Consider the following 22,500-nt stretch of genomic DNA (forward strand, 5'->3'; position numbering starts at 1 on the left):
ACGAAGCAGTAAGTTGGCCGCAAGTTACGTCCGGCCACTGCGCCGCTCTACTGCTTGGCCAGTCGAAAGGTTAGCGTTAGCTCGTATTCCACGGCCACATCGTTACCGCCAATCTGGGCCGGAATCCATTCGTCGGGAATGGTTTTGGCCACGCGCAAGGCTTCCTGGTCGCAGCCACCACCAATGCTGCGCAGTACCCGGTGGGCGCTGGCTTTGCCCTGCTTATCAATGATAAAGCCAATGGTTACCTGGCCCTGAATGTTGCGCTCCTGCGCCAGCTGCGGGTACTGTAGCTGTGTGGTGTAGGCCGCCAGCGCCGCATCGCCGCCGATGAACAGGGGCGGGCGGTCCACGCTGTGGCGCTGCCACTGGCCGGGGCTGGTTTCGGTGCTGTAGGGAACGTCGCTGCCGGGGCGGTAGAATATCAGCTTATTGGCCGTGTGGTCGTACCGCTGCACCACCACCATTTCTTTGGAGGGTGTGATGCCATAATATTCCCACACGCCTACTTTGGTACGACGGTCGAGCATGCCGCTTTCCCATTTGGTAGTGTGCATCTTCTGTGCCTGAGCGCCGAACGCTAAGCCAAGAAAAAGAATAAGCTGCGTAAGTTTGTAAATGTTATTATTCATAGTTGGATAGATGACGTAAAACAGAATATTATACTTCTCTGAAATACACAAACCTTTGATAACCCGAAGGTAGTAAAAGTTCTATTTCCGTTCAAGGGGTTCCCTTGTTATTTAGCCCTCTTCAAGCTGTTCACGTAGGTCGTGCTCCCGTTCGCGTAGTCCGGGTGTATGAGGGCAAATAGCTGACAGCTTGGTGATTGATTTTAAGGCTTGTCGAATAAAGCCGAGCTGTTGTAGAATAGAATATTGTCCCCATAATGCTCCGAAATGCCGGGGTTCTCTAAGCAGGGTTTCATTTATATCGGCTAAAGAAGCCCGGTAATCACCCCGTAGGTAATAGGCCGTAGCACGCTTGTTCCAGGCTTCAGTAAAATTGGGGTTTAATTGAATTATATAGGTGAAATGCTTTATTGCCACCGTGAATTCCTCTGCCTGCAAAGCGCGCATCCCGGCTTCTAATTCCTTATCCAGGGCTACATCGCCGGTCGTCAGCCAGAGCTGCCAGATGCCGTTTTGCAGGGTTTCAATCTCGGCCGGCGTAGTGGCTAGCCGCAGGCGGGCAAACAGGTCGTCGAGCATAGTCCGTGAACAGTTAGCAGCTTCACATTAGCATTAACAATGCTAATGTGAAGCTGCTGGGTACTAACTGAATTTAAAACAGTTCCTTGGCCACCCGCCGGATGCTTTCCGACTTGCCCATGCTATAGTAGTGCAGGCAGGGCACGCCATGAGCCATCAGCTCGCGGCTTTGGTTGAGGCACCACTCGATGCCCACGGCGCGGGCCGCTTCGTTGTCGCGGCATTGGCTAATGGCTTCCACCAGCGGCTCGGGCAGGTTGAGGAAGAAAGCCCGGGGGAGCATGGTGAGCTGGCTTTTGGTGGTTAGGGGCTTGAGGCCGGGGATGATGGGCACGTTGATGCCCGCGTCGCGGCACTTCTTCTCAAACTTGAAAAACTCCTCGTTGTCGAAGAACATTTGGGTCACAATATAGTCGGCGCCGCGGTCCACTTTGTGCTTCAGGTAGCGGATATCGGAGGCGTAGTTGGGCGCCTCGAAGTGCTTCTCGGGGTAGCCAGCCGTGCCGATGCAGAAGTTGGTGGCCCAGGTATCGTCCTGCTCCTCATCCAGATATTCGCCCTTGTTCAGGTTGGCTACCTGCCCGATAAGGTCGCAGGCGTAGGCGTGGCCGTCGGGCTCGGCCTTGAACACGCCTTCGGACTTGATGGGGTCGCCGCGCAGGGCCAGGATAGAATCGATGCCCAGGAAATGCAGGTCAATCAGCGCATTCTCGGTCTCTTCCTTCGTGAAGCCGCCGCAGATGAGGTGGGGCACCGTATCGACATCAAAGCGGTTCTTGATGGCCGCGCAAATGCCTACGGTACCAGGCCGGCGGCGCACGGTTTTCTTCTCCAGCAGCCCGTTGGGGTGGTGGCGGTACACGTACTCCTCGCGGTGGTAGGTCACGTCGATAAACGGCGGCTTGAACTCCATCAACGGCTCGATGTTCGAGAACAGCGTGAGGATGTTTTCGCCCTTTTTGGGTGGCAGTACCTCGAAGGAGAAGAGGGTTTTGCCGTTGGCGCGGGCGAGGTGGTCGGTAACTTTCATATGAGTAACCCCACCCCTAGCTCTCCCCTCCAGGGGAGGGGTGCCAGACATATCAGGGTTTAAATTGAAATAGTTGCGAAAGCCCTTCCTCGGAGGGGGAGGGGTTGGGATGGGGTTACTTCGGCTCGTAGTTCAGGTTGGGCATCAGCCAGCGCTCCAGGTCGGCCAAGGGCATGTTTTTGCGCTGGGCGATGTCGGCCACTTGGTCGACCCCAATTTTACCCAGGCCGAAGTAGCGCGCGTCCGGGTGGGCATAGTACATGCCGCTCACCGAAGAGGCCGGGTACATGGCCAGGTTTTCGGTGAGGGTGATGCCGGTTTTGCCCTCGGCGTCGAGCAGTTGAAACAAGGTGATTTTCTCGGTGTGGTCGGGGCAGCCGGGGTAGCCGGGGGCGGGGCGCACGCCGCGGTATTTCTCCTGAATGAGGTCGTCGCCGGTGAGGTGCTCGTCGGGCGCGTAGCCCCAGAACTCGCGGCGCACCCGCTCGTGCAGGCGCTCGGCAAAGGCCTCCGCCAGACGGTCGGCCAGCGCCTTCACCATGATGCTGGAGTAGTCGTCGTGGTCGGCTTCGTACTGCTCAATCAGCTTCTCGATGCCAATGCCGGCCGTGACGGCAAACCCACCCATGTAATCCGGGCGACCAGTTTCTTTCGGAGCCAGGAAGTCGGAGAAGGCAATGTTGGGGATTTTCGGGCCTTTTTCGCCCTGCTGGCGCAACGTGAAAAATTCGGTGGCTACTGCATCACGCGCGTCATCGGCGTAGATTTCGATGGTGTCGTAGTCCTTGGTATTCGCCGGCCAAAAGCCCAGCACGGCGCGGGCCGTGAGCAGCTTCTCGTCGATGATTTTGCGGAGCATGGCCTGGGCGTCTTCGAAAAGCTTAGTGGCCGCTTCACCCAGCGTCTCGTCGGTGAGGATGCGCGGGTAGCGGCCCTTCAGCTCCCAAGTGTGGAAGAAGGGCGTCCAGTCGATGTATTCAGCCAGTTCGGCAAGGTCGTAGTCTTCCAGTACTTTGGTGCCGAGGAAGCTGGGCTTGGTAATCGAAACCGTGTTCCAGTCCGATTTGAAGCCATTTTCGCGGGCTGCTTCGATGGTCAGGTAGTTCTTCTCGCGCTGTCGGCTGGCGTAGTCGGCGCGCAGCGTGGCGTAGTCGTCGGCCACAGTCTGGGCATAAGCTTTTTCGCCCGAGCCGAGCAGGCCGGCCGCCACGCCCACCGAGCGCGAGGCGTCGTTGACGTGCACCACCGCCCCGCTGTAGGACGGCGCAATTTTCACGGCCGTATGCAGGCGCGACGTGGTAGCGCCGCCAATGAGCAGGGGCACTTTCATGCCGCGCTTTTCCATGGCCTGGGCCACGTATACCATCTCATCAAGGCTCGGCGTGATGAGGCCGGACAGGCCAATAACGTCGACCTGCTGCTTCTGTGCTTCGTCCAGAATACGTTCCAGCGGCACCATCACGCCCAGGTCCACGATGTCGAAATTGTTGCAAGCCAGTACCACGCCCACAATGTTTTTGCCGATGTCGTGCACGTCGCCTTTCACGGTGGCCATCAGTATTTTGCCGGCCGTCTGGCGGTCGGAGCCCTGCTTGTCGGCCAATAGGTACGGCTCCAGGTAGGCCACGGCCTTCTTCATCACCCGCGCCGATTTTACCACCTGGGGCAGGAACATTTTGCCGGCCCCGAACAGGTCGCCCACCACGTTCATGCCAGCCATCAGCGGGCCTTCAATCACTTCGAGCGGGCGGCCCACCAGCTGGCGCACTTCCTCGGTGTCCTGGTCGATAAACTCCGTAATGCCCTTCACCAGTGCGTGTTGCAGGCGCTCCTGCACTGGCAGGCTCCGCCACTCGTCGGCCACTACTTCGGCCTTGTCCTTTTGCTTAACGGTATCGGCAAATTCCACCAGGCGCTCGGTGGCGTCGGCGCGGCGGTTGAGTAGCACGTCCTCGGCCAGCTCCAGCAGGCCGGGCTCGATTTCATCGTACACGCCGAGCTGGCCGGGGTTCACGATGCCCATATCAAGGCCGGCTTTGATGGCGTGGTAGAGGAAGGCCGTGTGCATGGCCTCGCGCACCACGTCGTTGCCGCGGAACGAGAAGCTGATGTTCGAAATACCGCCGCTGGTGAGGGCGCCGGGCAGGTTCTGCTTAATCCAACGCACTGCTTCGATAAAGTCGATGGCGTAGTTGCGGTGCTCGTCCATGCCCGTGCCCACGGTCAGGATGTTGGGGTCGAAGATGATATCGGACGGGTCGAAGCCCACTTCCTTCACCAGGATGTCGTAGCTGCGCTGGCAAATTTCGATGCGGCGTTCCAGCGAGTCGGCTTGCCCGTTTTCGTCAAAGGCCATTACCACTACCGCAGCGCCGTACTGGCGCACCGTGTGGGCCCGCTCCCGGAATGCCGCTTCGCCCTCTTTCAGCGAAATCGAGTTCACAATGCTCTTGCCCTGCACGCATTTCAGGCCCGCTTCCAGCACGCTCCACTTCGAGGAGTCAATCATTAGCGGCACCCGCGCAATGTCGGGCTCCGAGGCAATGAGGTGCAGAAACGTTGTCATCACCTGCTCGGAATCGAGCATGCCCTCGTCCATGTTGATGTCGAGGACCTGGGCGCCTTCTTCTACTTGCAGGCGGGCCACCGCCAGGGCTTCCTCGTAGGCACCGGTGCGAATGAGGCGGGCGAAAGCGCGCGAGCCCGTCACGTTGCAGCGCTCGCCCACGTTCACGAAGAGGCTCTCGTTGGTGATGCCAAACGGTTCCAAGCCGCTGAGGCGCGTAGCGGGCTGAATTTCGGCGGGCAGCTGGCGGGGCTGGTATCTCTCGGCCAGCTTGCTGAGTTCGGCAATGTGCTGGGGCGTGGTGCCGCAACAGCCGCCCACCACCGTCACGATGCCTTCCTTCAGATAATCCTCCACCAGCGCGGCAAATTCTTCGGCTGATTCATCGTAGCCCCCGAAGGCATTGGGCAAGCCAGCGTTGGGGTAAGCCGAAATGTGCACGTCGGAAATGCGGCTTAGCTCCTGCACGTACTGACGTAGCTGGTCGGCGCCGAGAGCACAGTTCAGGCCCACGCTCAGCAGGGGCAGGTGGCGAATGCTGTTCCAGAATGCCTCTACCGTCTGGCCCGAAAGGGTGCGGCCGGAGGCATCCGTAATTGTGCCCGAAATCATAACGGGTACCACGCGGCCGCCTTCGTCGAAGAACTTCTGCACGGCGTAAAGCGCGGCTTTGGCGTTCAGCGTGTCGAAAATGGTTTCGATGAGTAGCGTGTCGACGCCGCCATCCACGAGGCCACGCACCTGCTCCAGGTAGGCGGTGGCCAGCTCATCAAACGTCACAGCGCGGAAGCCGGGCCGGTTCACATCGGGCGAGAGCGAGGCCGTGCGGTTGGTGGGGCCCACGGCCCCGGCCACGAAGCGCGGGCGCTCAGGCGTGGCGTACTCGTCGGCGGCCTCGCGGGCCAGGCGGGCCGACTCGTAGTTCAACTCATACACCACGTGCTCCAGGCCGTAGTCGGCCTGCGCGATGGTGGTGCCACTGAAGGTGTTGGTTTCCACCATATCGGCCCCGGCGGCGAAGTATTCGGCGTGGATGCCCTTGATGATGTCGGGCCGGGTCAGGCTCAGCAGGTCGTTGTTGCCGCGCAGGGGCTTGGGATGTTCGGCAAAGCGGGTACCGCGGAAGTCCTCCTCGGTCAGCGGATGGCGCTGAATCATGGTGCCCATGGCGCCATCGAGAATCAGCAGGCGCTGGCGGAGGAGCTCGGGAAGTGAGGAGGGGGCATTCAGGGTGGCAGTGGGCATTTCTTTCGGGACGAATAGCTACGTAAGCGCGTATCCAGAAAGAAACCCGAACAATAAAGTTCGGTTCCGGCTGTCATCTTCTTTCACCCAAACGCAAGGTAAAACGGGAGTTGGCACCTACTCGTGGTAGGTTGCCAAGACGTCATCGGGCCCGGTCCCTCGGTCTTTCTGGATAGCAGCGTAGGGCGAAGATACAACGGAACCGCTGTTTGGGGTACAAATGCTGTCAGCTTAAGAATTATCTATGAAAGCACAGCCAAGCCGGCGTCGCGGTGTTGCGCCAGCAGCTCGGCCGGCGCTTGCTTATCCGTAACAAGCGTGCCGACAGCAGAGAGGGGCGCAAATTGAAAGTACTGGTCGCGCTCCAGCTTGCTAGAATCGCAGAGCAGGTAGACGTGGCCGGCCGAGGCTGCCACTGCCAGGAAAATAGACGCTTCCTTTTCGCTGTTGGCACTGAGACCACGCCGCAGCGAAACCCCATCGACCCCCACAAAGGCCTTGTCCACGGCGTAGCGGCGCAGGTGCTCCGTGGCAACGGCGCCGTGCGTGGCCCGGCGCTTAGCATCTACCTCCCCGCCCGCCATCACAACCTGCACCGCCGAGCCGGCTAGCTCGAACAGGACCGGCAGGGAATTGGTCACAACCCGGATTTTCAGGTGCCGAATGAGGGCGCATAGCGGAAACGTAGTGCTGCCGCAATCGATGAAAATGGTGTCGCCCTCTGCAATATGGCGCGCCGCCAGCTGGCAAATGTATTCCTTCTGGGGACCTTGGGCGGTGGCTTTGGTAATGAAGGCTATCGGATGCCGGGCCATGTTGGGCCGTACCGCGCCGCCGTGCGTGCGCACCACCAGGCCCTGGTCAGCCAGCAGCGCCAAATCGCGCCGAATGGTGATGGGCGTGGTGCGCAGGTGCCCGGCTACAGCCGCTACTTCCACGCTGCCGTGCTGCTCCAGGGTTTGCAGAATGTATTGCTTGCGCAGTTGGAAATTCATCGGATTGGCCTTACTTGTTCTCAACAAACATAAAAGAACAAATAAGAACAAAAACGAACGACCCATTCATGATGAACGAACGAATTCGGCTACGAGAGCAGCTAACATTAGCTGACGACTGGTTTACTCTGAAGAAAATCACCTTCGACTATCAGCGAAAAAACGGAACCTGGGAAACGCAATCGCGTGAGGCCTACGACCGGGGTAACGGGGCCGTCATCCTGCTCCACGACCCGGCTACCGACAATGTTATCCTGACCCGGCAGTTTCGCCTGCCCACTTTCGTCAATGGCAACCCCACCGGCATGCTCATCGAAGCCTGTGCCGGCCTGCTCGATGATGACCATCCGGACGTCGCCATCATCCGCGAAACGGAGGAGGAAACCGGCTACCGCCTGACGCACGTGGAAAAGGTGATGGAGGCCTACATGAGCCCCGGCTCCGTGACAGAACGCCTGTTTTTTTACCTGGCCGAGTATTCCGCCAGCACCGAGCAGCAGGCGGGTGGCGGCATCGACGAAGAGGAAATCGAAGTGCTGGAAATGTCGTTGCCGAAAGCACTGGCAATGGTGAAAACGGGCGAAATCCAGGACGGCAAAACCATTATGCTGCTGCAGCACCTCCGCCTGAAACAGTTAACTGCTTAACTCACCAGTCATGATGATTCTCATATCCGGTCCCTATCGCAGCGGGACCAACGACGACCCCATGCGCATGGCCGCCAACCTGCACCACCTTGAATCCGTTGCGTTGCCGTTGTTTCGCGCCGGTCATCTGCCCATCATCGGTGAATGGGTGGCCTTGCCGCTGCTGACGTTAGCGGGCTCGCAGCAGCCCGGCGACGAGGCTTATCAGGAAATCTCCTATCCGGCTGCTCACCGGCTGCTGGCCAAATGCGATGCCGTCCTGCGGCTATCCGGTGCCTCCACGGGAGCTGACGAAGATGTGCGCATTGCCCAGGCACGCGGGTTGCCGGTATATTTTCGCCTTGAAGACGTACCCAATTGTGACTTGAGTTAGGGAGACCGGGTGGCGCAAGCTGAAATACGTGCTACAATGCCCAGGTCGGCCATACGCTGCCGGCCGCAAACCCTACTGGCTCCGGTGGCAGCTCCAGAAACGCGGTGGCGCCCACCAGTCCGGCCAAATCGCCGGAGCCGCCCACGCGGAGCGGAGTGGCCAGGCGGCGGCCCTCACCGTCCACGGTCAGGCGCACCGGCACGAAATGCGTGAGCTGGGGCTTGAACTGAATGTCCACGGTGAGCACGGCCAGCGCGGGTGATGCGAAAGCGGCCGAAGCATCGGCAGCATCGGCGGGCTGCTGACAAGCCCGCAGCCAAGGCCGCACGTAGCGGCATGCCGTGATGAAAGTAGACACCGGATTACCGGGCAGGCCGAACACTACCGGCCCGCCGGTCTGCGCCCCAAACCATAACGGCTTACCGGGCCGCTGCTGCACCTCGTGAAAAATTTCTTCGACGTGTAATTCGCGCAGCAGGCCTGGCAGGTGGTCGGCGCGGCCCTTGCTCACGGCCCCGCTCAGCACCACGGCATCGAAGCCCGCCCCGAGAATGTTGGTGAGGCCGTCGCGCAGCTTATCCAAGGCATCGGGCAGGTGAAACAGCGAGACATCAGCCCCATCCTGGCCAAACAGCGCCTGCAAAGCATACGCGTTGGAACGCCGAATCTGATGCGGCAACGGCGTTTCGTGAATGCCCACCAGCTCGTCGCCGGTGCTCACCACGGCCACGCGGGCGGGTCGGGTCACGGCTAATTCGGCGGCCCCCACCGTGGCGGCCACGGCCAACTCGGCCGGGCCCAGGCGGGTGCCGGGGCGGAGCAGGGCGTCGCCCACGCGGCGGTCGGCCGCCTGATGATGGATGTTAACGCCGGGCGCAACGGGGGGTGGAATCTGGATGGTGGCGCGGTTGTCGTGCAGCAGAATGTCCTCATAGCGCACCACCACATCGGTGCCGGCTGGCAGCACCGCGCCGGTCATCACCTCCACGGCCTGATGTGGGCTGAGCAGCGGCCGGGGTGGCGCGCCGGCATACTGCGCGTGCTGGATGGCAAACGCGGTCTGACCCCCGGCCCAGGCGGCGTAGGTTATCGCAATGCCGTCCATCGCCACCCGGTTGAAGGGCGGAAAGTCGCGGTCGGCTGTCAGGGTTTCGGCCAGGATGCGCCCGGAGGCGTGCGGGAGCGACACGGTTTCGGATGGGAGCGGACGGGCCGTGGCGAGGACGCGGGCAGTAGCTTCGGCGGGGGTGAGCATGGGGGAGTAGCGGTAGGAGAGACGCCAATTGGGGTCCCTCGTTGAACGAGGCAGCGGCTTAAACAGTGAACTATTGTGCCCGCCGGCAAACAATCTGCGGCGGGAGTTAGCTATCAGCAACGCAGCAGCCGCTGATTATTGAGGCAGCCATTCCAACGATTAGGCGCAAATATGCGTCTTTACGCCCTATGCAAACCAAGAACTTTACCCACGTCAATGCCGCCAACCAGCCCACGATGGTGGACGTGGGGGCCAAAACGCCTACCCGCCGCGTAGCCCGCGCCCACTGCCGCGTGGTGCTGGGCACCGAGCTGCTGAGCCATGTGCAGGCCGGCGAAATGCCTTCGCACAAAGGCCCGGTCATTCACACAGCCATCCTGGCGGGCATCATGGGCGCCAAGCGCACCTCGGAATTGATACCCCTCTGCCACCCGCTGGGGCTGGATGATTGCAGCATCACCATCGAGCCCGACGGCCCGGATGCCCTGCGCGTGGTGTGCACCGCCGTGGTTACGGGCCGCACCGGCGTAGAAATGGAAGCCCTGACCGGTGCAACCGTGGCCGCCCTCACCATCTACGATATGTGTAAGGCCTTCTCTCATGACATTACGATTGATAACGTGCAGCTTATCGCTAAAACCGGCGGTAAGAATGATTTCAATCGGTTCGAAAATTCGTAAATTCCGGTATGGATAGTCTGCCCAACTCAACCGTAAAACGCTTTAAACACGCCGCCCTCACCCGCCCCGATTTGGGTGAGTTTGGCCGCCACGAAGTTGCCATTCTGGGCGCACCCTGCGGCGATATTCAGGCCCTGGTGGCTCGGTTGCTGCCGTTGCTGGCCCCGCAATTGCGCGTGGCCTATGTGGATGCCGACCATGCCGCCGGTGATGCCGCCGAAGAATCATCGGCCGTTCCGGCGGGGCCTGCGCCTTACATAGCCGATAATGGTTTGTCGGCCGAGCTGGTGGATAAAATCACCCACCGCCAACTCAACCTGACGCGGGCGCTGGACCGCTTCACCCAGCCCGAGCTGCTGGCCCACGAAAGCGTGGTGCTGGTGAACGGTAACCACTTCCGGGCCCGTCAGCAGGTCGTTATCGTCGACCCGCGCAAGCCTCTGGATAAGAAGCTCGACCGCCTCACCGATGTACGCCTCATCCTGCTCGCCGAGGGCCAGGCCGACCTGCCCGCGGTGTTAGCCGAGCACCTCAGTGCCGCCCCGCTGCCGCCCGTGCTGCGCCTGGCCGAGACGCAGAAAATAGCCACCTTTCTCCGGCAATGGTACCAGCTGGCGGTGCCGGTGCTGCGCGGCTTGGTGCTGGCCGGCGGCCGGAGCGAACGCATGCAAACCGACAAAGGCGCTTTGCAATACCACGACCTCGACCAGCGTCAGCACACCGCCGCGCTATTGGCCGAATTTTGCCCCGATGTGCGCGTGTCCGTGCGCCCCGACCAATCCGCCGACCTGCCCGCTGGCCTCCAGCCCCTGTCCGATACCTTCCTAGGCCTGGGTCCGCTGGGCGGCATCCTTTCTGCCTTCCAAGCCGACCCCAATGCGGCGTGGCTGGTGCTGGCCTGCGACCTGCCTTTCCTCACCCGCGACACGCTGGAGCACTTGGTGAGCAACCGGCAGCCGGCGCGAATGGCTACTTCGTTCAAAAGCCCTTGGGATGAATTTCCCGAGCCGCTGGTCAGCATCTGGGAGCCGCGCAGCTACGGGCAACTGCTGCGGTTTCTGAGTCTGGGCTATTCCTGCCCGCGCAAGGCTCTTATCAACTCTGACATCGAGCTGCTGGCTCCGCCGGTGCCCGAGGAATTACGCAACGTGAATACCCCCGAGGAGCGCGCCGCAGCCACGCAGGAGCTGGAGCAGCGCCGATAGCCAGGGCCGCAAGCGCGGGAGAAAAACTGGTCGTGGGCAACCCGGAGATAGTGTTTGCCATCTCTGGGAGTATGAAGCATCCTTTCCTCTGCTTGGCGCTGCTGGCCTTGCGCCTGGCAGCAGCGGCCCAAAGTCCCGCGCCCGGTTCGAACCTGAATTTCGAGCAGCTTGACCCTAAAACCCGCCTGCCCGCGGGCTGGGAACTGCCCACCGATAAAAACTACCGTGTAGCTACCGATTCGTTGGTGCACTACGAGGGGCGCTACGCCGTGCGCATTCAGTCGGAAACGGCGGTGCATGAGGGGAGTAGTTTCGGGGTGGCACGGCTGAAAATTCCCGTGCGGTTCCAAGGGAAAACCGTGAAACTGACGGGTTATCTCAAAACGGAAAATGTACGAGAGGGCTTCGCGGGCCTCTGGCTGCGAGTAGATGGCGAGAATGGAACGCTGGCCTTCGATAACATGCAAAAGCAGGCCCTCCACGGCACCCTCGACTGGCAGCCCTATACCATTGAGCTGCCACTGGGCGACAAAGCCGAAACCGTGCTGCTGGGTGGCCTGCTCCCGGCCCTTGGTACGATGTGGATTGACCAGCTGAGTCTGACCGTGGACGGCCAGCCGCTGGCTCAGGCGCCGCTCCGGCCCGTAGTCCATTATAAAGCCGAGCAGGATACGGCCTTTCGCCACGGTTCCGGTATTACACTGGATAACCTGAGCAAGCAGCAGATTGACAACCTCGCCGTGCTGGGCCGGGTGTGGGGCTTCGTGAAATACTACCACCCCGCCGTGGCGCGCGGCGACTACAACTGGGACGCCGAAATGCTGCGCGTGCTCCCCAAAGTACTCACCGCAAAGAATACCGACGACCGTAGCGCCATCCTCAGCACCTGGTTCACTAGCCTCGGGCCCGTGCCAGCCTGCGCCACCTGCCGCGAGCCCGCGCCCGACAGCGTCCGCCTCCAACCCGACTTGGCGTGGCTTACCGATAAAAAACAGCTTGGTTCTGCCCTGAGCCAGCAGCTGGCGTACCTACGCCACAACCGCAACCAAGGCCCGCACTACTATGTGCGTGGCGCCCCCAACGTGGGCAACCCGCTTTTTTTGCACGAGGAGACTTACGCCCAGCCGGTGACGCCCGATGCCGGCCTGCGCCTGCTGGCCCTGTACCGCTACTGGAACATGATTGAATACTTCTTCCCCTACCGCTACGCTATCGGGGAGGATTGGCAGAAAGTGCTGCCGGAGTTCGTACCTAAATTCGTAGAGGCCCGCAGTGACGAGCAGTACCGGTTGGCCGCGCTGGCCATCATCGCCCGCATTCACGATACGCACGCCAATATTTTCGGCAACGACAAGGTGCTGGCTGCCTACCGTGGCGTCTTCTACGCGCCGGTGCAGGTGCGTTTCGTGGAAAACCAAGCTGTGGTAACGGGCTATTATAACGACGCTCTGGGAACGGCCACCGGCCTGCAAAAAGGCGATGTGGTGTTACAGGTTGATGGATTGAAAGTGGCGGATATGGTGAAGGCACGCCAGCCCTTAGCGCCCGCTTCCAATGAGCCCACCCAGCTCCGCAACATCGCTCGCGACCTGTTACGCGGTGCCACCGACAAAACCAAGCTGCTGGTGCGCCGCGACGGCCGCGACTTCCCCGTGACCGTGGCGCGCGTGCCCGCCGCCCAGCTCAACTTGGCCCTGAACAACGGCACGCCCGACCCCAAGGCCCCGTTCTGGAAAATGCTGCCCAACAACATCGGCTACCTCTCGCTGGGCACCATCAAGCAGGCCGAACTGCCTGCCGCGATGGCCCAGTTGAAAAACACCAAGGGCCTCGTGATTGACATCCGCAACTACCCGGCCGAGTTCGTGGTGTTTTCGCTTACAAAATACTTGTCGGCGAAGCCTGTGCCTTTCGTGTGGTTCAGCGAGCCGCAGCCGACGTACCCAGGCCTGTTTTTGCGCACGCCGGTGCTGGCAGTGCTAGGTACCAAAGAAGCGCCTTACGCAGGCAAGGTCATTATTCTGGTCAATGAGTTAAGTCAGAGTCAGTCGGAATACACTACTATGGCCCTGCGCGCCGTGCCGGGTGCCCGGGTAGTGGGCAGCACCACGGCCGGCGCCGACGGTAATGTGTCCAGCATTATTCTACCAGGCAACATCTCCACCATGATTAGCGGCTTGGGCGTGTATTACCCCAATGGCCGCGAAACCCAGCGCGTCGGCATCGTGCCCGATGTGGTGGCGACGCCTACTATCCAAGGCATTCGGGCAGGGCGCGACGAGGCGCTGGAACGCGCTGTGCAGCTGGTTGAAGCCCTGTAGATGCTTCAGGTGCTAAGGGCCTATTGCCGAAGAACCGCCCTTACCCGGCGGTTCTTTTTTTGCCTGCTGTTCAGAATAATCCAATGAAAAAGTGCGTTGTGAATGCAGGTTGGCACGCTTTTTAAAATAAACCAGCCAACACCTATTCATTAACTCGCTATTTCATCATGAAAAAAACTGCAATGCTAGCCGCCGCGCTTTTAGCCACGGCCGCTGTTTCCTCAGTGCAAGCCCAGAGTGTTCGCATTGGCCTGCGGGCCGGTGCCAATTACTCCAATCTGGCCGGCAACATCAAAAACGAAGACACTTATAACAACAAAGTCGGCTTTATGGGCGGCGTGATGCTCAACGTTCCCATTATCGCCGACGGCTTCCTGTCGCTCCAGCCGGAGGTGCTGTATTCACAGAAAGGCTTCGAGAATAAGCCCACCGAGTACACCTCCATCCTGGGTACGCAGAAGCGCGAGGGCAGCGTGAATTACAACTACATCGACGTGCCAGTGCTGCTGAAAGTGAAAGCCGCCGGCCTGGTGTTTGAAGCCGGCCCGCAGTACTCCTACCTGCTGAACGCCAATAACCAAACAAAGACGACCACCACGCCTACCATCGGCAACCCCACGGTTTCCGAAGCCGAGAACAAAACCGACGTCAACGGCCTCAACCGCAACGAGCTGGGCTACCTGGCCGGCGTGGGCTACGAGGCCGAAAACGGCTTGAGCCTGAACCTGCGCTACACCGGCGCCTTCAGCGACTTCGTGAAATCCGACAACAGCACTTACTTCAACGGCGACTTGAAAAACGCCCGGCACTCCGCGTTCCAACTGTCGCTGGGGTATTTGATTCCGAGCAAATAAAATGTCTCCCTTCGGACCGCCGCAGGTGGTCTGACCGGATGTTAATGACTCAAGCAAAAGGCCCCGATTCGCACAGAATCGGGGCCTTTTCACATTTTAGGGCTGGTCGCGTTGAGAGAACAGATTATCTCGTATCCACTTGATGCGCGGTATACTCGCAATGACAGATGGCATGCCTACGCCATCATTTTCTCCCGCTCTTTGATGCGGATGTCGTTGTTCACGGCGGTGAGCACAACTGTTACCACCACGTATTTGGAGGTGGGCGTGTTGCTGACTTTGGCCACGCTGCCAATGGGTACCAACGGGTTAGCTTCCGGGAAGTAGGCCGAGACATTGCCTTTGGGAATGTCGTAAGGCACGGCCACAAACCGTTCTACCCGTCGCTGTTCGCCCTTGTAGTGGCTGGTGATGTCGATGAGGTCCTTGGCTTTGATGTTGCGGTCAGCCATGTCGGCCGGGTTCATGAACAGCACGCGGCGCTCGCCGTGGATGCCGCGGTACCGGTCGTTGTATTCGTAAATCGTGGTGTTGAACTGGTCGTGCGAGCGCACGGTCATGAGCACGAGCTGGTCGGGTTCAAGGGGGTATTTCTCCAGCGTGGTTTTGCTGAAGTTGGCCTTGCCGTTGTCGGTGGTGAATTTCCGCTCGCGGGGGCCGTTGGGCAGGTAGAAGCCGCCGGGTTTGCGCAGCTTCTGGTTATAGTCTTCGAAGCCGGGAATGACGCGGGCAATGTGGTCGCGGATGACGTCGTAGTTCTCCGTCATGGCCACCCAGTCGGTCTTGGTTTTGCTGCCGAGGGTGGCAATGGCCATGCCGCAGATAATGGCCACTTCGCTGAGCTGGTCGCCTTCTACCGGTACCAGCACGCCCTTGTTCTGGCTCACCACGCCCATGGAGTTTTCGCAGCTGGTCATCTGGTGGCCAGCCTTCTGCATGTCGATGTCGGCGTGGGCGAAGGTGGGGAGGAGCAGGCTGGTTTCGCCGGTTACGAGGTGGCCGCGGTTGAGCTTGGTGCCCACGTATACGGTCAGCTTTTGCTTGCGCATGGCTTCGGCAATCATCTCAGTGTCGGGGCCAGCGGCCAGCAGGTTGCCTCCCAGGCTGAAGTACACCTTGGTGTGGCCTAGGCGCATAGCCTTAATGGACTCGACTACGTCGAACCCGTCTTTTGTTGGCGGGGTGAAGCCAAATTCCTTCTCTAATGAATCGAGGAATTTTTTCGGCATGCGCTCCCAGATGCCCATTGTGCGGTCACCCTGCACGTTGGAGTGGCCGCGCACCGGGCAGGTGCCCGCACCGGGCTTGCCGATGGCGCCTTTCATGAGCAGTAGGTTCACAATTTCCTTCACCGTTTCCACGCCCTGGCGCTGCTGCGTGATGCCCATGGCCCAGCATACAATGATTTTCTGCTTGCGGGCAATCAGGTTGGCAGCTTCCAGCAACTGCGCGCGGCTGATGCCGCTGATTTCCTCAATGTCCTCCCAGCTAGTGGTGAGAATGTTCTGTTTAAATTCCTCGAAGCCAGTAGTAAATTCTTCCACAAAAGCGCGGTCGACCACCTGGCCGGGGTTCAGGTCTTCGGCCTCAAAGAGGTGCTTCATGATGCCGCGCAGCAGGGCCATGTCGCCGTCGATGCGCACTTGCAGGTACACGTCGGTAATCTGGGTGCCGCCCCCAAGCAGGGTGCCCAGCGCCTTCACCGGGTTCATGAAGTCCTGCGGGTTGCGGAAGTGGTTGAGGCCGGCCTCAATCAGCGGGTTGACGCTAATGATTTTAGCCCCGTTCTTCTTCGCAATCTGCAGGGCCGTGAGCATGCGCGGGTGGTTGGTGCCCGGGTTTTGGCCCATGATGATGAGCACCTCGGCCTCGTGGATGTCGTTGAGCGTGACCGAGCCTTTGCCCAGGCCTGTGGTGGGTGTGAGGCCCGAGCCGCTGCTCTCGTGGCACATGTTGGAACAGTCGGGCAAGTTGTTCGTACCAAACTCGCGGGCAAACAGCTGGAACAGAAAAGCCGGCTCATTCGGCACTTTACCGGAGGTGTAAAAAATGGCTTCCTCGGGCGAGTTCATGCCGTTCAATTCCTTGGCGATGATGTCGAACACCTCGGGCCAGGCAATGCGCGAGTAATGATTGTCGCCGGGGCGCTTCACCAGCGGGTGGGTGAGGCGGCCGGCGTTGTTGAGGTCGCGGTCGGTCATGCGCGAAAGCTCGGCCAGGCTGTGCTTCATAAAAAACTCCGGGCCGGCGGCGCGGTGGTCGGAGTCGGAAGCGCTGGCTTTGGCGCCGTTCTCGCAGAACTCGGCCACGGAGCGGTGCTCGTCGGGGTCGGGCCAGGCGCAGCTGGAGCAGTCGAAGCCATCCTTCTGGTTCATCTTCAGCAGCGCGTGGGTGCCGCGCGTCATGCCGCCCTCGCTCCAGCTAAACTCCATGGACTTGAGCACCGCCGTGACGCCGGCCGCAATTTTCTGGCGCTCCTCCAGCTGCAGGCCGGTGAGGGCTTCGGGCGGCTGTGCTAATACCGGGTGCTCGTATTTGGCGTTGGCGACGTCGGGCGCGGGAATGTGGGCGTGCACGTGGGTTCGGTTGGGGTCGGAGCGGTAATGATTGGGTGCGGGAGCCTCGCCCTGGTTGGGCCGCTCGCCGCTTTTGGGGGCGTTGGCTTCGGCACCCTGCTCGTGGGTGCGGCCGGCTTTGCTCGGGTCGTTCTGTGGGGAGTGGGGGGTATCAGGCATAGCGGAAGAAGGATAAAGATGAGACGTCATGCAGAGCATAGCGAAGCATCTCGCCTACTCAAGTAGTCTAAGCAATTGAATTGGTTTGAGCAGGCGAGATGCTTCGCTGCACTCTGTATGACGTTTTTTAATGCTTGCAATCCAGGTCCTTCTCGACCAGAATGCGGAGGCGCTGGTTTTCCGCCAACGGCAGGTCGTGCGAAAAGCCATTCTGGTCGGTTTCAACCCAGGATTTGGCCAGGGCAAAGGGCACGAGCACGGTGAGGGCGCCTGGTTCGTAGTGAATTTGCACGGGTTCCTCGTTGGGCATGGTTTGGGGGCGCTCGGAGCCGCGCTCCAGGGCGTAGGTCAGACGCTGCTCGGGGTTGAGGCCGAAGTGTACCGCGCCTTCCACGCGGCCTTGCTCGGCAAATTCGCGCACCTCGCTGTCGGAGAGGCGCAGGCGCAGGGTGTCGTCTTCGATGCGGAGTTTCATAGCACGAGCGAGTGGGAATAATTGTAGTGAGGTTTAACGTAAGGCGAAGATGGCCGTTGCTTTTGATTAGCCTTTAGCAGGTTCCGTTGTCGGCGTCAGCAGCCGCCAGCCGTGGCTGTAGATGTTGAACCGCTCGTTGCGCACGAAGCCCAATACTGTCATCCCGAAGCTCTCGGCGGCTTGCACGGCTAAGCTGCTGGGGGCGCCCACCGCCGCCAGAATCCCGATGCCGCCCGCCGCCGCTTTCTGCACCAGCTCGAAGCTGACGCGGCCGCTCACCAGCAGCACGTGCTGGTGCAGCGGTAGCCAGTCGGCCAGCAGCGCGGCCCCGATTACTTTGTCCAGCGCATTGTGGCGGCCCACGTCTTCGCGCAGCAGCAGCAATTCCCCCTCGGGCGAAAACAGGGCCGAGGCGTGCTGCCCGCCGGTTTGCTCGAAGCCAGCCTGGGCAGCGCGCAGCTTCTCGGGCAGCTGGTGTACCACGGCGGCGCTGATGTGCGGGCCGGCGGTGGGCAGCACCGGGCAGGAGGCGGTACGCACGGCATCGATGCTGGTTTTGCCGCACACGCCGCAGCTGGAGCTGGTGTAGAAATGCCGCTCCATGGCTTGGAAATCGACCTGAACGTGGGCGGCTAGCTCGGCCCGGACCACGTTGCCGGCTTCTTCGGCCTTCTGCACGTCGGGGCAGGGGATGATGCCGAGCAGGTCGGCTTTGGTGTGGATGAGGCCCTCGGTGAGCAGGAAGCCGGCGGCCAGTTCCTCGTCGTGGCCGGGGGTGCGCATGGTCACGGAGAGCGTGCGGTGTTGGCGCTGGCCGTCCTGCTCGTAGCCCACGCGAATTTCCAGCGGCTCCTCGGCAGCAAGCTGGTCGGAGGTGGGGATGGGGAGGCCGCTGCCGCTCACTTTCTCGATGCGGGCGAACTCGTAGCTGGCGGCGGGGAGCAGAATGGCGGGTTGCATAAGGGGGGTGGATTGAGCTTATGGGCAAGTACTGGAGCGTCAGGTAGAGCGCAACACATCATCTTGTCCGCCACTAGTAAACCAATCGTCAAACAAAAAGGATTAGGAGTAGCACACCGAGATGCCTCTGCTGCGCTCTACCTGACGTTCTTTTTAGGATGACGTTCTTGTGGACCTTTTAACGCCCGTCTTCTGCCTATGAAACTCAACAAACTCGTCCGCAACCTCACGTTTTGGGTGCTGCTGGCCATTGTGGCCGGGGCGCTGCTGGGCCACTTCAAGCCTGCTGCCGCCGTGCAGATGGAGCCGCTGGGGAAGCGCTTTATCGACGTGGTGAAGCTCTTTATTAACCCCATCATCTTCCTTACCATTACGCTTGGCATTAGCACCATGGGCGATTTGAAGAAGGTGGGGCGCATTGGGGGCAAGGCGCTGCTGTACTTTGAAATCGTGACCACGCTGGCGCTGTTTATTGGCGTGGGGGTGGCGGCGCTGGTGCGGCCGGGGGCGGGCGTGAGCACCGGCAAGCTCAATGCCGAGAAGGTGGGCGAGTTCACCAAAAGGGCCACGGAGTTTTCCTGGGGCCATTTTCTGGCCGATAACCTGACGTTGCAAGTGCTGCTCGTGGCCATCGCGCTGGGCATTGCGCTCAGCAAATACGCGGGGCGCAAGCCCATTATTCACTTCCTGAAGGCGTGCTCAAAATACGTGTTTCGTGGGCTGCACCTGGTGATGCTGCTGGCGCCCATTGGGGCATTTGGCGGCATGGCCTTCACCATCGGGAAATACGGTATTGCCACACTGCTGCCGCTGGGCAAGCTCATGGTGACGGTGTACCTGACCATGGGCGTGTTCATTTTCCTGGTGCTGGGCGCCATTTTACGCTACTGCGGCATCGGCATGTGGACGTTCCTCAAATACATCAAAGCCGAATTGCTGATTGTGCTGGGCACGTCCTCTTCCGAAGCGGGCCTGCCGGGCTTGATGGAGAAGCTGGAAGGCATGGGCTGCGCCCAACCGGTGGTGGGGCTGGTGGTGCCCACGGGCTATTCCTTCAACCTCGACGGCACCACGATTTACCTCTCGCTCTCGACCCTGTTTCTGGCCCAGGTGTTCCACGTCGAGCTTTCCGGCGCCCAGATTCTGACCATGATGGGCATCCTCATGGTGACTTCAAAAGGCGCGGCGGGCGTGGCGGGCAGCGGCTTTGTGGTGCTGGCCAGCACGCTCACGGCCATGAAGGTGATTCCGGTGGAAGGCCTGGCCCTGCTGCTGGGCGTCGACCGATTTATGTCGGAAGCGCGCTCCATCACCAACTTCATTGGCAACGGCGTGGCCACCATTTTCCTGGCCCACACCGAAGATGCCCTCGACCACGAAATGGCCGTGGAGGCGCTAGGCAAGCGCCTGAAGCCATTGCGTCTGCGGGGCCGCAAGGACCTAACCAGCGGCGAATACCTGGGCGAAGTGGCCGAAGAGGCCGCGCCGTAAAGCACGAGTACCGCGAATTTTCAATTCGCCTCGCGTCGGGTTTCGACGTCGCTGGTACCGCGCCAACGCGAGGCGAATTGAAAATTCGCGGTACTCGTGCCAAACGCTCCGAACTTTGCCGCCATGCAGCCCACCCTTTCGCCCGCCCCCACGCGCCCGCCCATTCGCTTCGACCGCAACGAGGTGGCCGGCGCTTTCGGCGACCTGGGCACCGATTTGCCGCTGCTCATCGGCGTCATTGCCGCTTCGGGCGTGGACAGCGCGGGCGTGCTCATCCTATTTGGGCTGATGCAGGTATTCACTGGGCTATGGTACCGGATGCCCATGCCGGTGCAGCCGCTCAAGGCCTTTGCGGCCCTGGTTATTGCCCAGAAAATTCCGGGCCGGGTCATTTTCGGAGGGGGGCTGGCCATTGGCATCAGCATGTTTTTTCTCTCGATAACCGGGCTGATTGATGCGCTGGCGCGGCTGGTGCCCAAGGCCGTGGTGCGCGGCATTCAGTTTGGGCTGGCGCTGCAACTCTCCACGCTGGCCCTCACCAAATACGTGGGGGCCGACGGTGCGGCCGGCTACGCGCTGGCGGCGGCGGCTTTCGGGGTCACGGTGGGGCTGTTTGGCAACCGGCGCTGGCCGGCGGCCCTCGTCGTTATTGCCCTGGGCGTGGCGTATGCGCTGGTGTTCAAGCTGGATGTGGCCACTGCCCAGAAGGCGGTGGGCCTGCACCTGCCCACTTGGCACCTGCCCCAGACCCAGGACATTCTCACCGGCGCCCTGCTGCTGGCCCTGCCCCAGATTCCGCTCTCGCTCGGCAATTCCATTTTGGCTACCAAGCAGGTGGCCCAGGACTTATTCCCCGAGCGCGAGCCGCTCACCATCAAGAAAATCAGCTTCACCTACGCCCTGATGAACCTGGTGAACCCCTTCTTTGGGGGCTTTCCGGTGTGCCACGGCTCGGGCGGCATGGTGGGGCACTACGCGTTTGGGGCGCGCACGGGCGGCTCGGTGGTTATCTACGGCGGCCTTTTCCTGGTGATGGGCCTGTTTTTCAGCCAGGGCTTTGCCGAGGTGGTGCAGATTTTCCCGCTGCCGGTGCTGGGTGTGCTGCTGCTGTTCGAGGCCCTGTCGCTGGCCACGCTGCTGCGCGACATCAGCGGCGAGCGCCGCGATTTGCTGGTGGCGCTGCTGGTGGGGCTGCTCTGCGCCGGCCTGCCGTATGGCTACCTGGTGGGCCTGGTGGTGGGCACGGCCATTTACTACGGCATGCAGCGTGGCTGGGTGGGGCTGGGGAAGCACTAGCGCCCCGGCTTCCAAACGTCGGGAGGACGGGTTTTAAAGCCAAAACCCCCTTCCAAACGTTTGGATGCCTTGGTTTGGCTTTAAAACCTTCTTCCAAACGTTTGGATGGCTTGCTTTGACTCCAAAACCTCCTTCCAAACGTCGGGGACCCATGGTTTGAGGCCGAAGCAGCCCTTCCAAACGTTTGGAAGGAGGTTTTGACCTTAAAACCCGTCCTCCCGACGTTTGGAAGGCCCGTTAGGCTCCTAATGATGGCATTACCGGCGTTGGAAGCGCCGCCTTTTCCTCGGCCAGAATCCGCACGGGCTGCTTGTGCTCGTCCACGGCCACGAACGTGAAGAGGCCGGTCACGGCTTTGTGGCGCTCTTCGGAGTACATCTGCTCCACAAAAAGCTCGACGCGCACCTTCAGGCTGGTATTGCCGACGTGCTCGATATTAGCCACCAGCTCCACCAGCGAGCCGCCAGGAATGGGGTGCGTGAAATCGACCCGCTCGGAGGAAACGGTCACCATTTTGAGGCGCGAAAACCGGGTGGCCGCGATGAAGGCCACCTCGTCCATGAGCAGCAGCGTGGTGCCGCCAAACAGCGTGTCGTAGTGGTTGGTGGTGTTGGGGAAAACGGCTTTGAAAATGCGCGTTTCGGCGCGGGCAATGCGGTCGGCAAGAAGCATAAGGAACAGGAATAAGGAACAAGGATGAAGGCGGGAAAACGGCCTCTGCTTGCGTTCAAGCCCTGTTCTGCGAAAGCCAGCCACCGGCCACACCACACCCCGGCCGCGCCCAGGGCGCAGCGGCACGGCACCGCCGATGCCAGCCCCAAAGCGCGAGGGCAGCATCACTCGGCGGCCGGCAGGTCTCCTGACTTGTTTCGGGTGGCCCCGCCCTTCTCGGCCGCCGGAAGCGGGCCAATGGGCATCGATGGGGGCACCGGCTCCGGCCGCTCGGGGCCGGGAAACTCACAGTAGCGCGTCTGTTCGGGAGTTGCACCCGATTCCCTTTTAATTCCCGTCGCGGCCAAAGCCCCGGCCGGAAACCGTCCGCTGATTGAAGGAAATCAAACCGAGAACCAACGCCGCGAAGGTAACAGCTTTCCGGCGCGGCGGCCCCGGAGAAGGCATTTGCTCACCCCGCATCGATTTGGATGGCCGCGCCGCTTGTGC

Annotated in this window: 18 protein-coding genes and 2 riboswitches; of the genes, 8 read left to right on the forward strand and 10 right to left on the reverse strand. The window is 60.9% G+C overall.

Annotated elements, in window-relative coordinates; all coding sequences use genetic code 11:
* Positions 1–47: 47 nt before the first annotated feature.
* From J4E00_RS16270 to J4E00_RS16290, 5 genes are all read right to left on the reverse strand, one after another.
* Entirely contained in the window at positions 48–632 is a 585-nt protein-coding gene (locus J4E00_RS16270; RefSeq protein WP_208176237.1) for an energy transducer TonB, read from the reverse strand.
* Between the two features lie 111 nt (positions 633–743).
* Entirely contained in the window at positions 744–1,211 is a 468-nt protein-coding gene (locus J4E00_RS16275) for a tetratricopeptide repeat protein (RefSeq protein WP_208176238.1), read from the reverse strand.
* 73 nt (positions 1,212–1,284) lie between these two features.
* Positions 1,285–2,241, reverse strand: a complete 957-nt coding sequence (gene metF, locus J4E00_RS16280) for a methylenetetrahydrofolate reductase [NAD(P)H] (protein WP_208176239.1) — start codon at positions 2,239–2,241, stop codon at positions 1,285–1,287.
* A 115-nt stretch (positions 2,242–2,356) separates the two neighbouring features.
* The gene (gene metH / locus J4E00_RS16285) at positions 2,357–6,052 is read right to left on the reverse strand and encodes a methionine synthase (protein ID WP_208176240.1); all 3,696 of its coding nucleotides are present in this window, start codon (positions 6,050–6,052) and stop codon (positions 2,357–2,359) included.
* A 70-nt stretch (positions 6,053–6,122) separates the two neighbouring features.
* Positions 6,123–6,231, reverse strand: a riboswitch (SAM riboswitch).
* Between the two features lie 63 nt (positions 6,232–6,294).
* Positions 6,295–7,047 (reverse strand): DeoR/GlpR family DNA-binding transcription regulator, encoded by a 753-nt coding sequence (locus J4E00_RS16290; protein WP_208176241.1) that lies wholly within the window; start codon positions 7,045–7,047, stop codon positions 6,295–6,297.
* Between the two features lie 68 nt (positions 7,048–7,115).
* Here J4E00_RS16290 and J4E00_RS16295 point away from each other — a divergent pair, with 68 nt between their 5' ends.
* Positions 7,116–7,694 (forward strand): NUDIX domain-containing protein, encoded by a 579-nt coding sequence (locus J4E00_RS16295; RefSeq protein WP_208176242.1) that lies wholly within the window; start codon positions 7,116–7,118, stop codon positions 7,692–7,694.
* 10 nt (positions 7,695–7,704) lie between these two features.
* On the forward strand, positions 7,705–8,067 hold the full coding sequence (locus tag J4E00_RS16300) for a DUF4406 domain-containing protein (RefSeq protein ID WP_208176243.1): 363 nt from the start codon (positions 7,705–7,707) through the stop codon (positions 8,065–8,067).
* Positions 8,068–8,098: 31 nt separating this feature from the next.
* Here the strand turns inward: J4E00_RS16300 and J4E00_RS16305 are convergent, their stop codons facing one another.
* Complete coding sequence (locus tag J4E00_RS16305; RefSeq protein ID WP_208176244.1) at positions 8,099–9,322, reverse strand: molybdopterin molybdotransferase MoeA; 1,224 nt, start codon at positions 9,320–9,322, stop codon at positions 8,099–8,101.
* Positions 9,323–9,510: 188 nt separating this feature from the next.
* Between J4E00_RS16305 and moaC the strand changes: the two genes are divergently transcribed.
* The 4 genes from moaC (at position 9,511) to J4E00_RS16325 (ending at position 14,382) form a co-directional block, all read left to right on the forward strand.
* Entirely contained in the window at positions 9,511–10,002 is a 492-nt protein-coding gene (gene moaC, locus J4E00_RS16310) for a cyclic pyranopterin monophosphate synthase MoaC (protein WP_208176245.1), read from the forward strand.
* An 8-nt stretch (positions 10,003–10,010) separates the two neighbouring features.
* The gene (locus tag J4E00_RS29560) at positions 10,011–11,207 is read left to right on the forward strand and encodes an NTP transferase domain-containing protein (protein WP_236049850.1); all 1,197 of its coding nucleotides are present in this window, start codon (positions 10,011–10,013) and stop codon (positions 11,205–11,207) included.
* 71 nt (positions 11,208–11,278) lie between these two features.
* Positions 11,279–13,528, forward strand: a complete 2,250-nt coding sequence (locus J4E00_RS16320) for a S41 family peptidase (protein WP_208176246.1) — start codon at positions 11,279–11,281, stop codon at positions 13,526–13,528.
* 167 nt (positions 13,529–13,695) lie between these two features.
* Positions 13,696–14,382, forward strand: coding sequence for a porin family protein (locus J4E00_RS16325; protein WP_236049851.1), 687 nt, complete (start codon positions 13,696–13,698; stop codon positions 14,380–14,382).
* Positions 14,383–14,558: 176 nt separating this feature from the next.
* Here the strand turns inward: J4E00_RS16325 and J4E00_RS16330 are convergent, their stop codons facing one another.
* The 3 genes from J4E00_RS16330 to fdhD all read right to left on the reverse strand — a co-directional run bounded on the left by J4E00_RS16330 (position 14,559) and on the right by fdhD (position 18,552).
* Complete coding sequence (locus J4E00_RS16330; protein ID WP_208176247.1) at positions 14,559–17,117, reverse strand: FdhF/YdeP family oxidoreductase; 2,559 nt, start codon at positions 17,115–17,117, stop codon at positions 14,559–14,561.
* 127 nt (positions 17,118–17,244) lie between these two features.
* On the reverse strand, positions 17,245–17,592 hold the full coding sequence (locus J4E00_RS16335; protein ID WP_208176248.1) for a DUF7009 family protein: 348 nt from the start codon (positions 17,590–17,592) through the stop codon (positions 17,245–17,247).
* A gap of 66 nt (positions 17,593–17,658) precedes the next feature.
* Complete coding sequence (fdhD, locus tag J4E00_RS16340; protein WP_208176249.1) at positions 17,659–18,552, reverse strand: formate dehydrogenase accessory sulfurtransferase FdhD; 894 nt, start codon at positions 18,550–18,552, stop codon at positions 17,659–17,661.
* Between the two features lie 198 nt (positions 18,553–18,750).
* Here fdhD and J4E00_RS16345 point away from each other — a divergent pair, with 198 nt between their 5' ends.
* Positions 18,751–20,043, forward strand: a complete 1,293-nt coding sequence (locus tag J4E00_RS16345; RefSeq protein WP_208176250.1) for a cation:dicarboxylate symporter family transporter — start codon at positions 18,751–18,753, stop codon at positions 20,041–20,043.
* A 123-nt stretch (positions 20,044–20,166) separates the two neighbouring features.
* On the forward strand, positions 20,167–21,339 hold the full coding sequence (locus J4E00_RS16350; RefSeq protein ID WP_208176251.1) for a putative sulfate/molybdate transporter: 1,173 nt from the start codon (positions 20,167–20,169) through the stop codon (positions 21,337–21,339).
* Positions 21,340–21,576: 237 nt separating this feature from the next.
* Here J4E00_RS16350 and J4E00_RS16355 read toward each other — a convergent pair whose 3' ends face one another.
* Entirely contained in the window at positions 21,577–22,011 is a 435-nt protein-coding gene (locus J4E00_RS16355) for an acyl-CoA thioesterase (protein WP_208176252.1), read from the reverse strand.
* A 159-nt stretch (positions 22,012–22,170) separates the two neighbouring features.
* Positions 22,171–22,393: riboswitch (cobalamin riboswitch) on the reverse strand.
* Positions 22,394–22,500 lie beyond the last annotated feature (107 nt).

Source organism: Hymenobacter negativus, assembly GCF_017571495.1.
GTDB lineage: Bacteria > Bacteroidota > Bacteroidia > Cytophagales > Hymenobacteraceae > Hymenobacter > Hymenobacter negativus.

What these genes read in the sequence shown, in the direction of transcription:
- J4E00_RS16270 (WP_208176237.1), bottom strand. Translation starts at nt 632, where the DNA reads ATGAATAATAACATTTACAAACTTACGCAGCTTATTCTTTTTCTTGGC.
- J4E00_RS16275 (WP_208176238.1), bottom strand. Translation starts at nt 1,211, where the DNA reads ATGCTCGACGACCTGTTTGCCCGCCTGCGGCTAGCCACTACGCCGGCC.
- metF (WP_208176239.1), bottom strand. Translation starts at nt 2,241, where the DNA reads ATGAAAGTTACCGACCACCTCGCCCGCGCCAACGGCAAAACCCTCTTC.
- metH (WP_208176240.1), bottom strand. Translation starts at nt 6,052, where the DNA reads ATGCCCACTGCCACCCTGAATGCCCCCTCCTCACTTCCCGAGCTCCTC.
- J4E00_RS16290 (WP_208176241.1), bottom strand. Translation starts at nt 7,047, where the DNA reads ATGAATTTCCAACTGCGCAAGCAATACATTCTGCAAACCCTGGAGCAG.
- J4E00_RS16295 (WP_208176242.1), top strand. Translation starts at nt 7,116, where the DNA reads ATGATGAACGAACGAATTCGGCTACGAGAGCAGCTAACATTAGCTGAC.
- J4E00_RS16300 (WP_208176243.1), top strand. Translation starts at nt 7,705, where the DNA reads ATGATGATTCTCATATCCGGTCCCTATCGCAGCGGGACCAACGACGAC.
- J4E00_RS16305 (WP_208176244.1), bottom strand. Translation starts at nt 9,322, where the DNA reads ATGCTCACCCCCGCCGAAGCTACTGCCCGCGTCCTCGCCACGGCCCGT.
- moaC (WP_208176245.1), top strand. Translation starts at nt 9,511, where the DNA reads ATGCAAACCAAGAACTTTACCCACGTCAATGCCGCCAACCAGCCCACG.
- J4E00_RS29560 (WP_236049850.1), top strand. Translation starts at nt 10,011, where the DNA reads ATGGATAGTCTGCCCAACTCAACCGTAAAACGCTTTAAACACGCCGCC.
- J4E00_RS16320 (WP_208176246.1), top strand. Translation starts at nt 11,279, where the DNA reads ATGAAGCATCCTTTCCTCTGCTTGGCGCTGCTGGCCTTGCGCCTGGCA.
- J4E00_RS16325 (WP_236049851.1), top strand. Translation starts at nt 13,696, where the DNA reads ATGAAAAAAACTGCAATGCTAGCCGCCGCGCTTTTAGCCACGGCCGCT.
- J4E00_RS16330 (WP_208176247.1), bottom strand. Translation starts at nt 17,117, where the DNA reads ATGCCTGATACCCCCCACTCCCCACAGAACGACCCGAGCAAAGCCGGC.
- J4E00_RS16335 (WP_208176248.1), bottom strand. Translation starts at nt 17,592, where the DNA reads ATGAAACTCCGCATCGAAGACGACACCCTGCGCCTGCGCCTCTCCGAC.
- fdhD (WP_208176249.1), bottom strand. Translation starts at nt 18,552, where the DNA reads ATGCAACCCGCCATTCTGCTCCCCGCCGCCAGCTACGAGTTCGCCCGC.
- J4E00_RS16345 (WP_208176250.1), top strand. Translation starts at nt 18,751, where the DNA reads ATGAAACTCAACAAACTCGTCCGCAACCTCACGTTTTGGGTGCTGCTG.
- J4E00_RS16350 (WP_208176251.1), top strand. Translation starts at nt 20,167, where the DNA reads ATGCAGCCCACCCTTTCGCCCGCCCCCACGCGCCCGCCCATTCGCTTC.
- J4E00_RS16355 (WP_208176252.1), bottom strand. Translation starts at nt 22,011, where the DNA reads ATGCTTCTTGCCGACCGCATTGCCCGCGCCGAAACGCGCATTTTCAAA.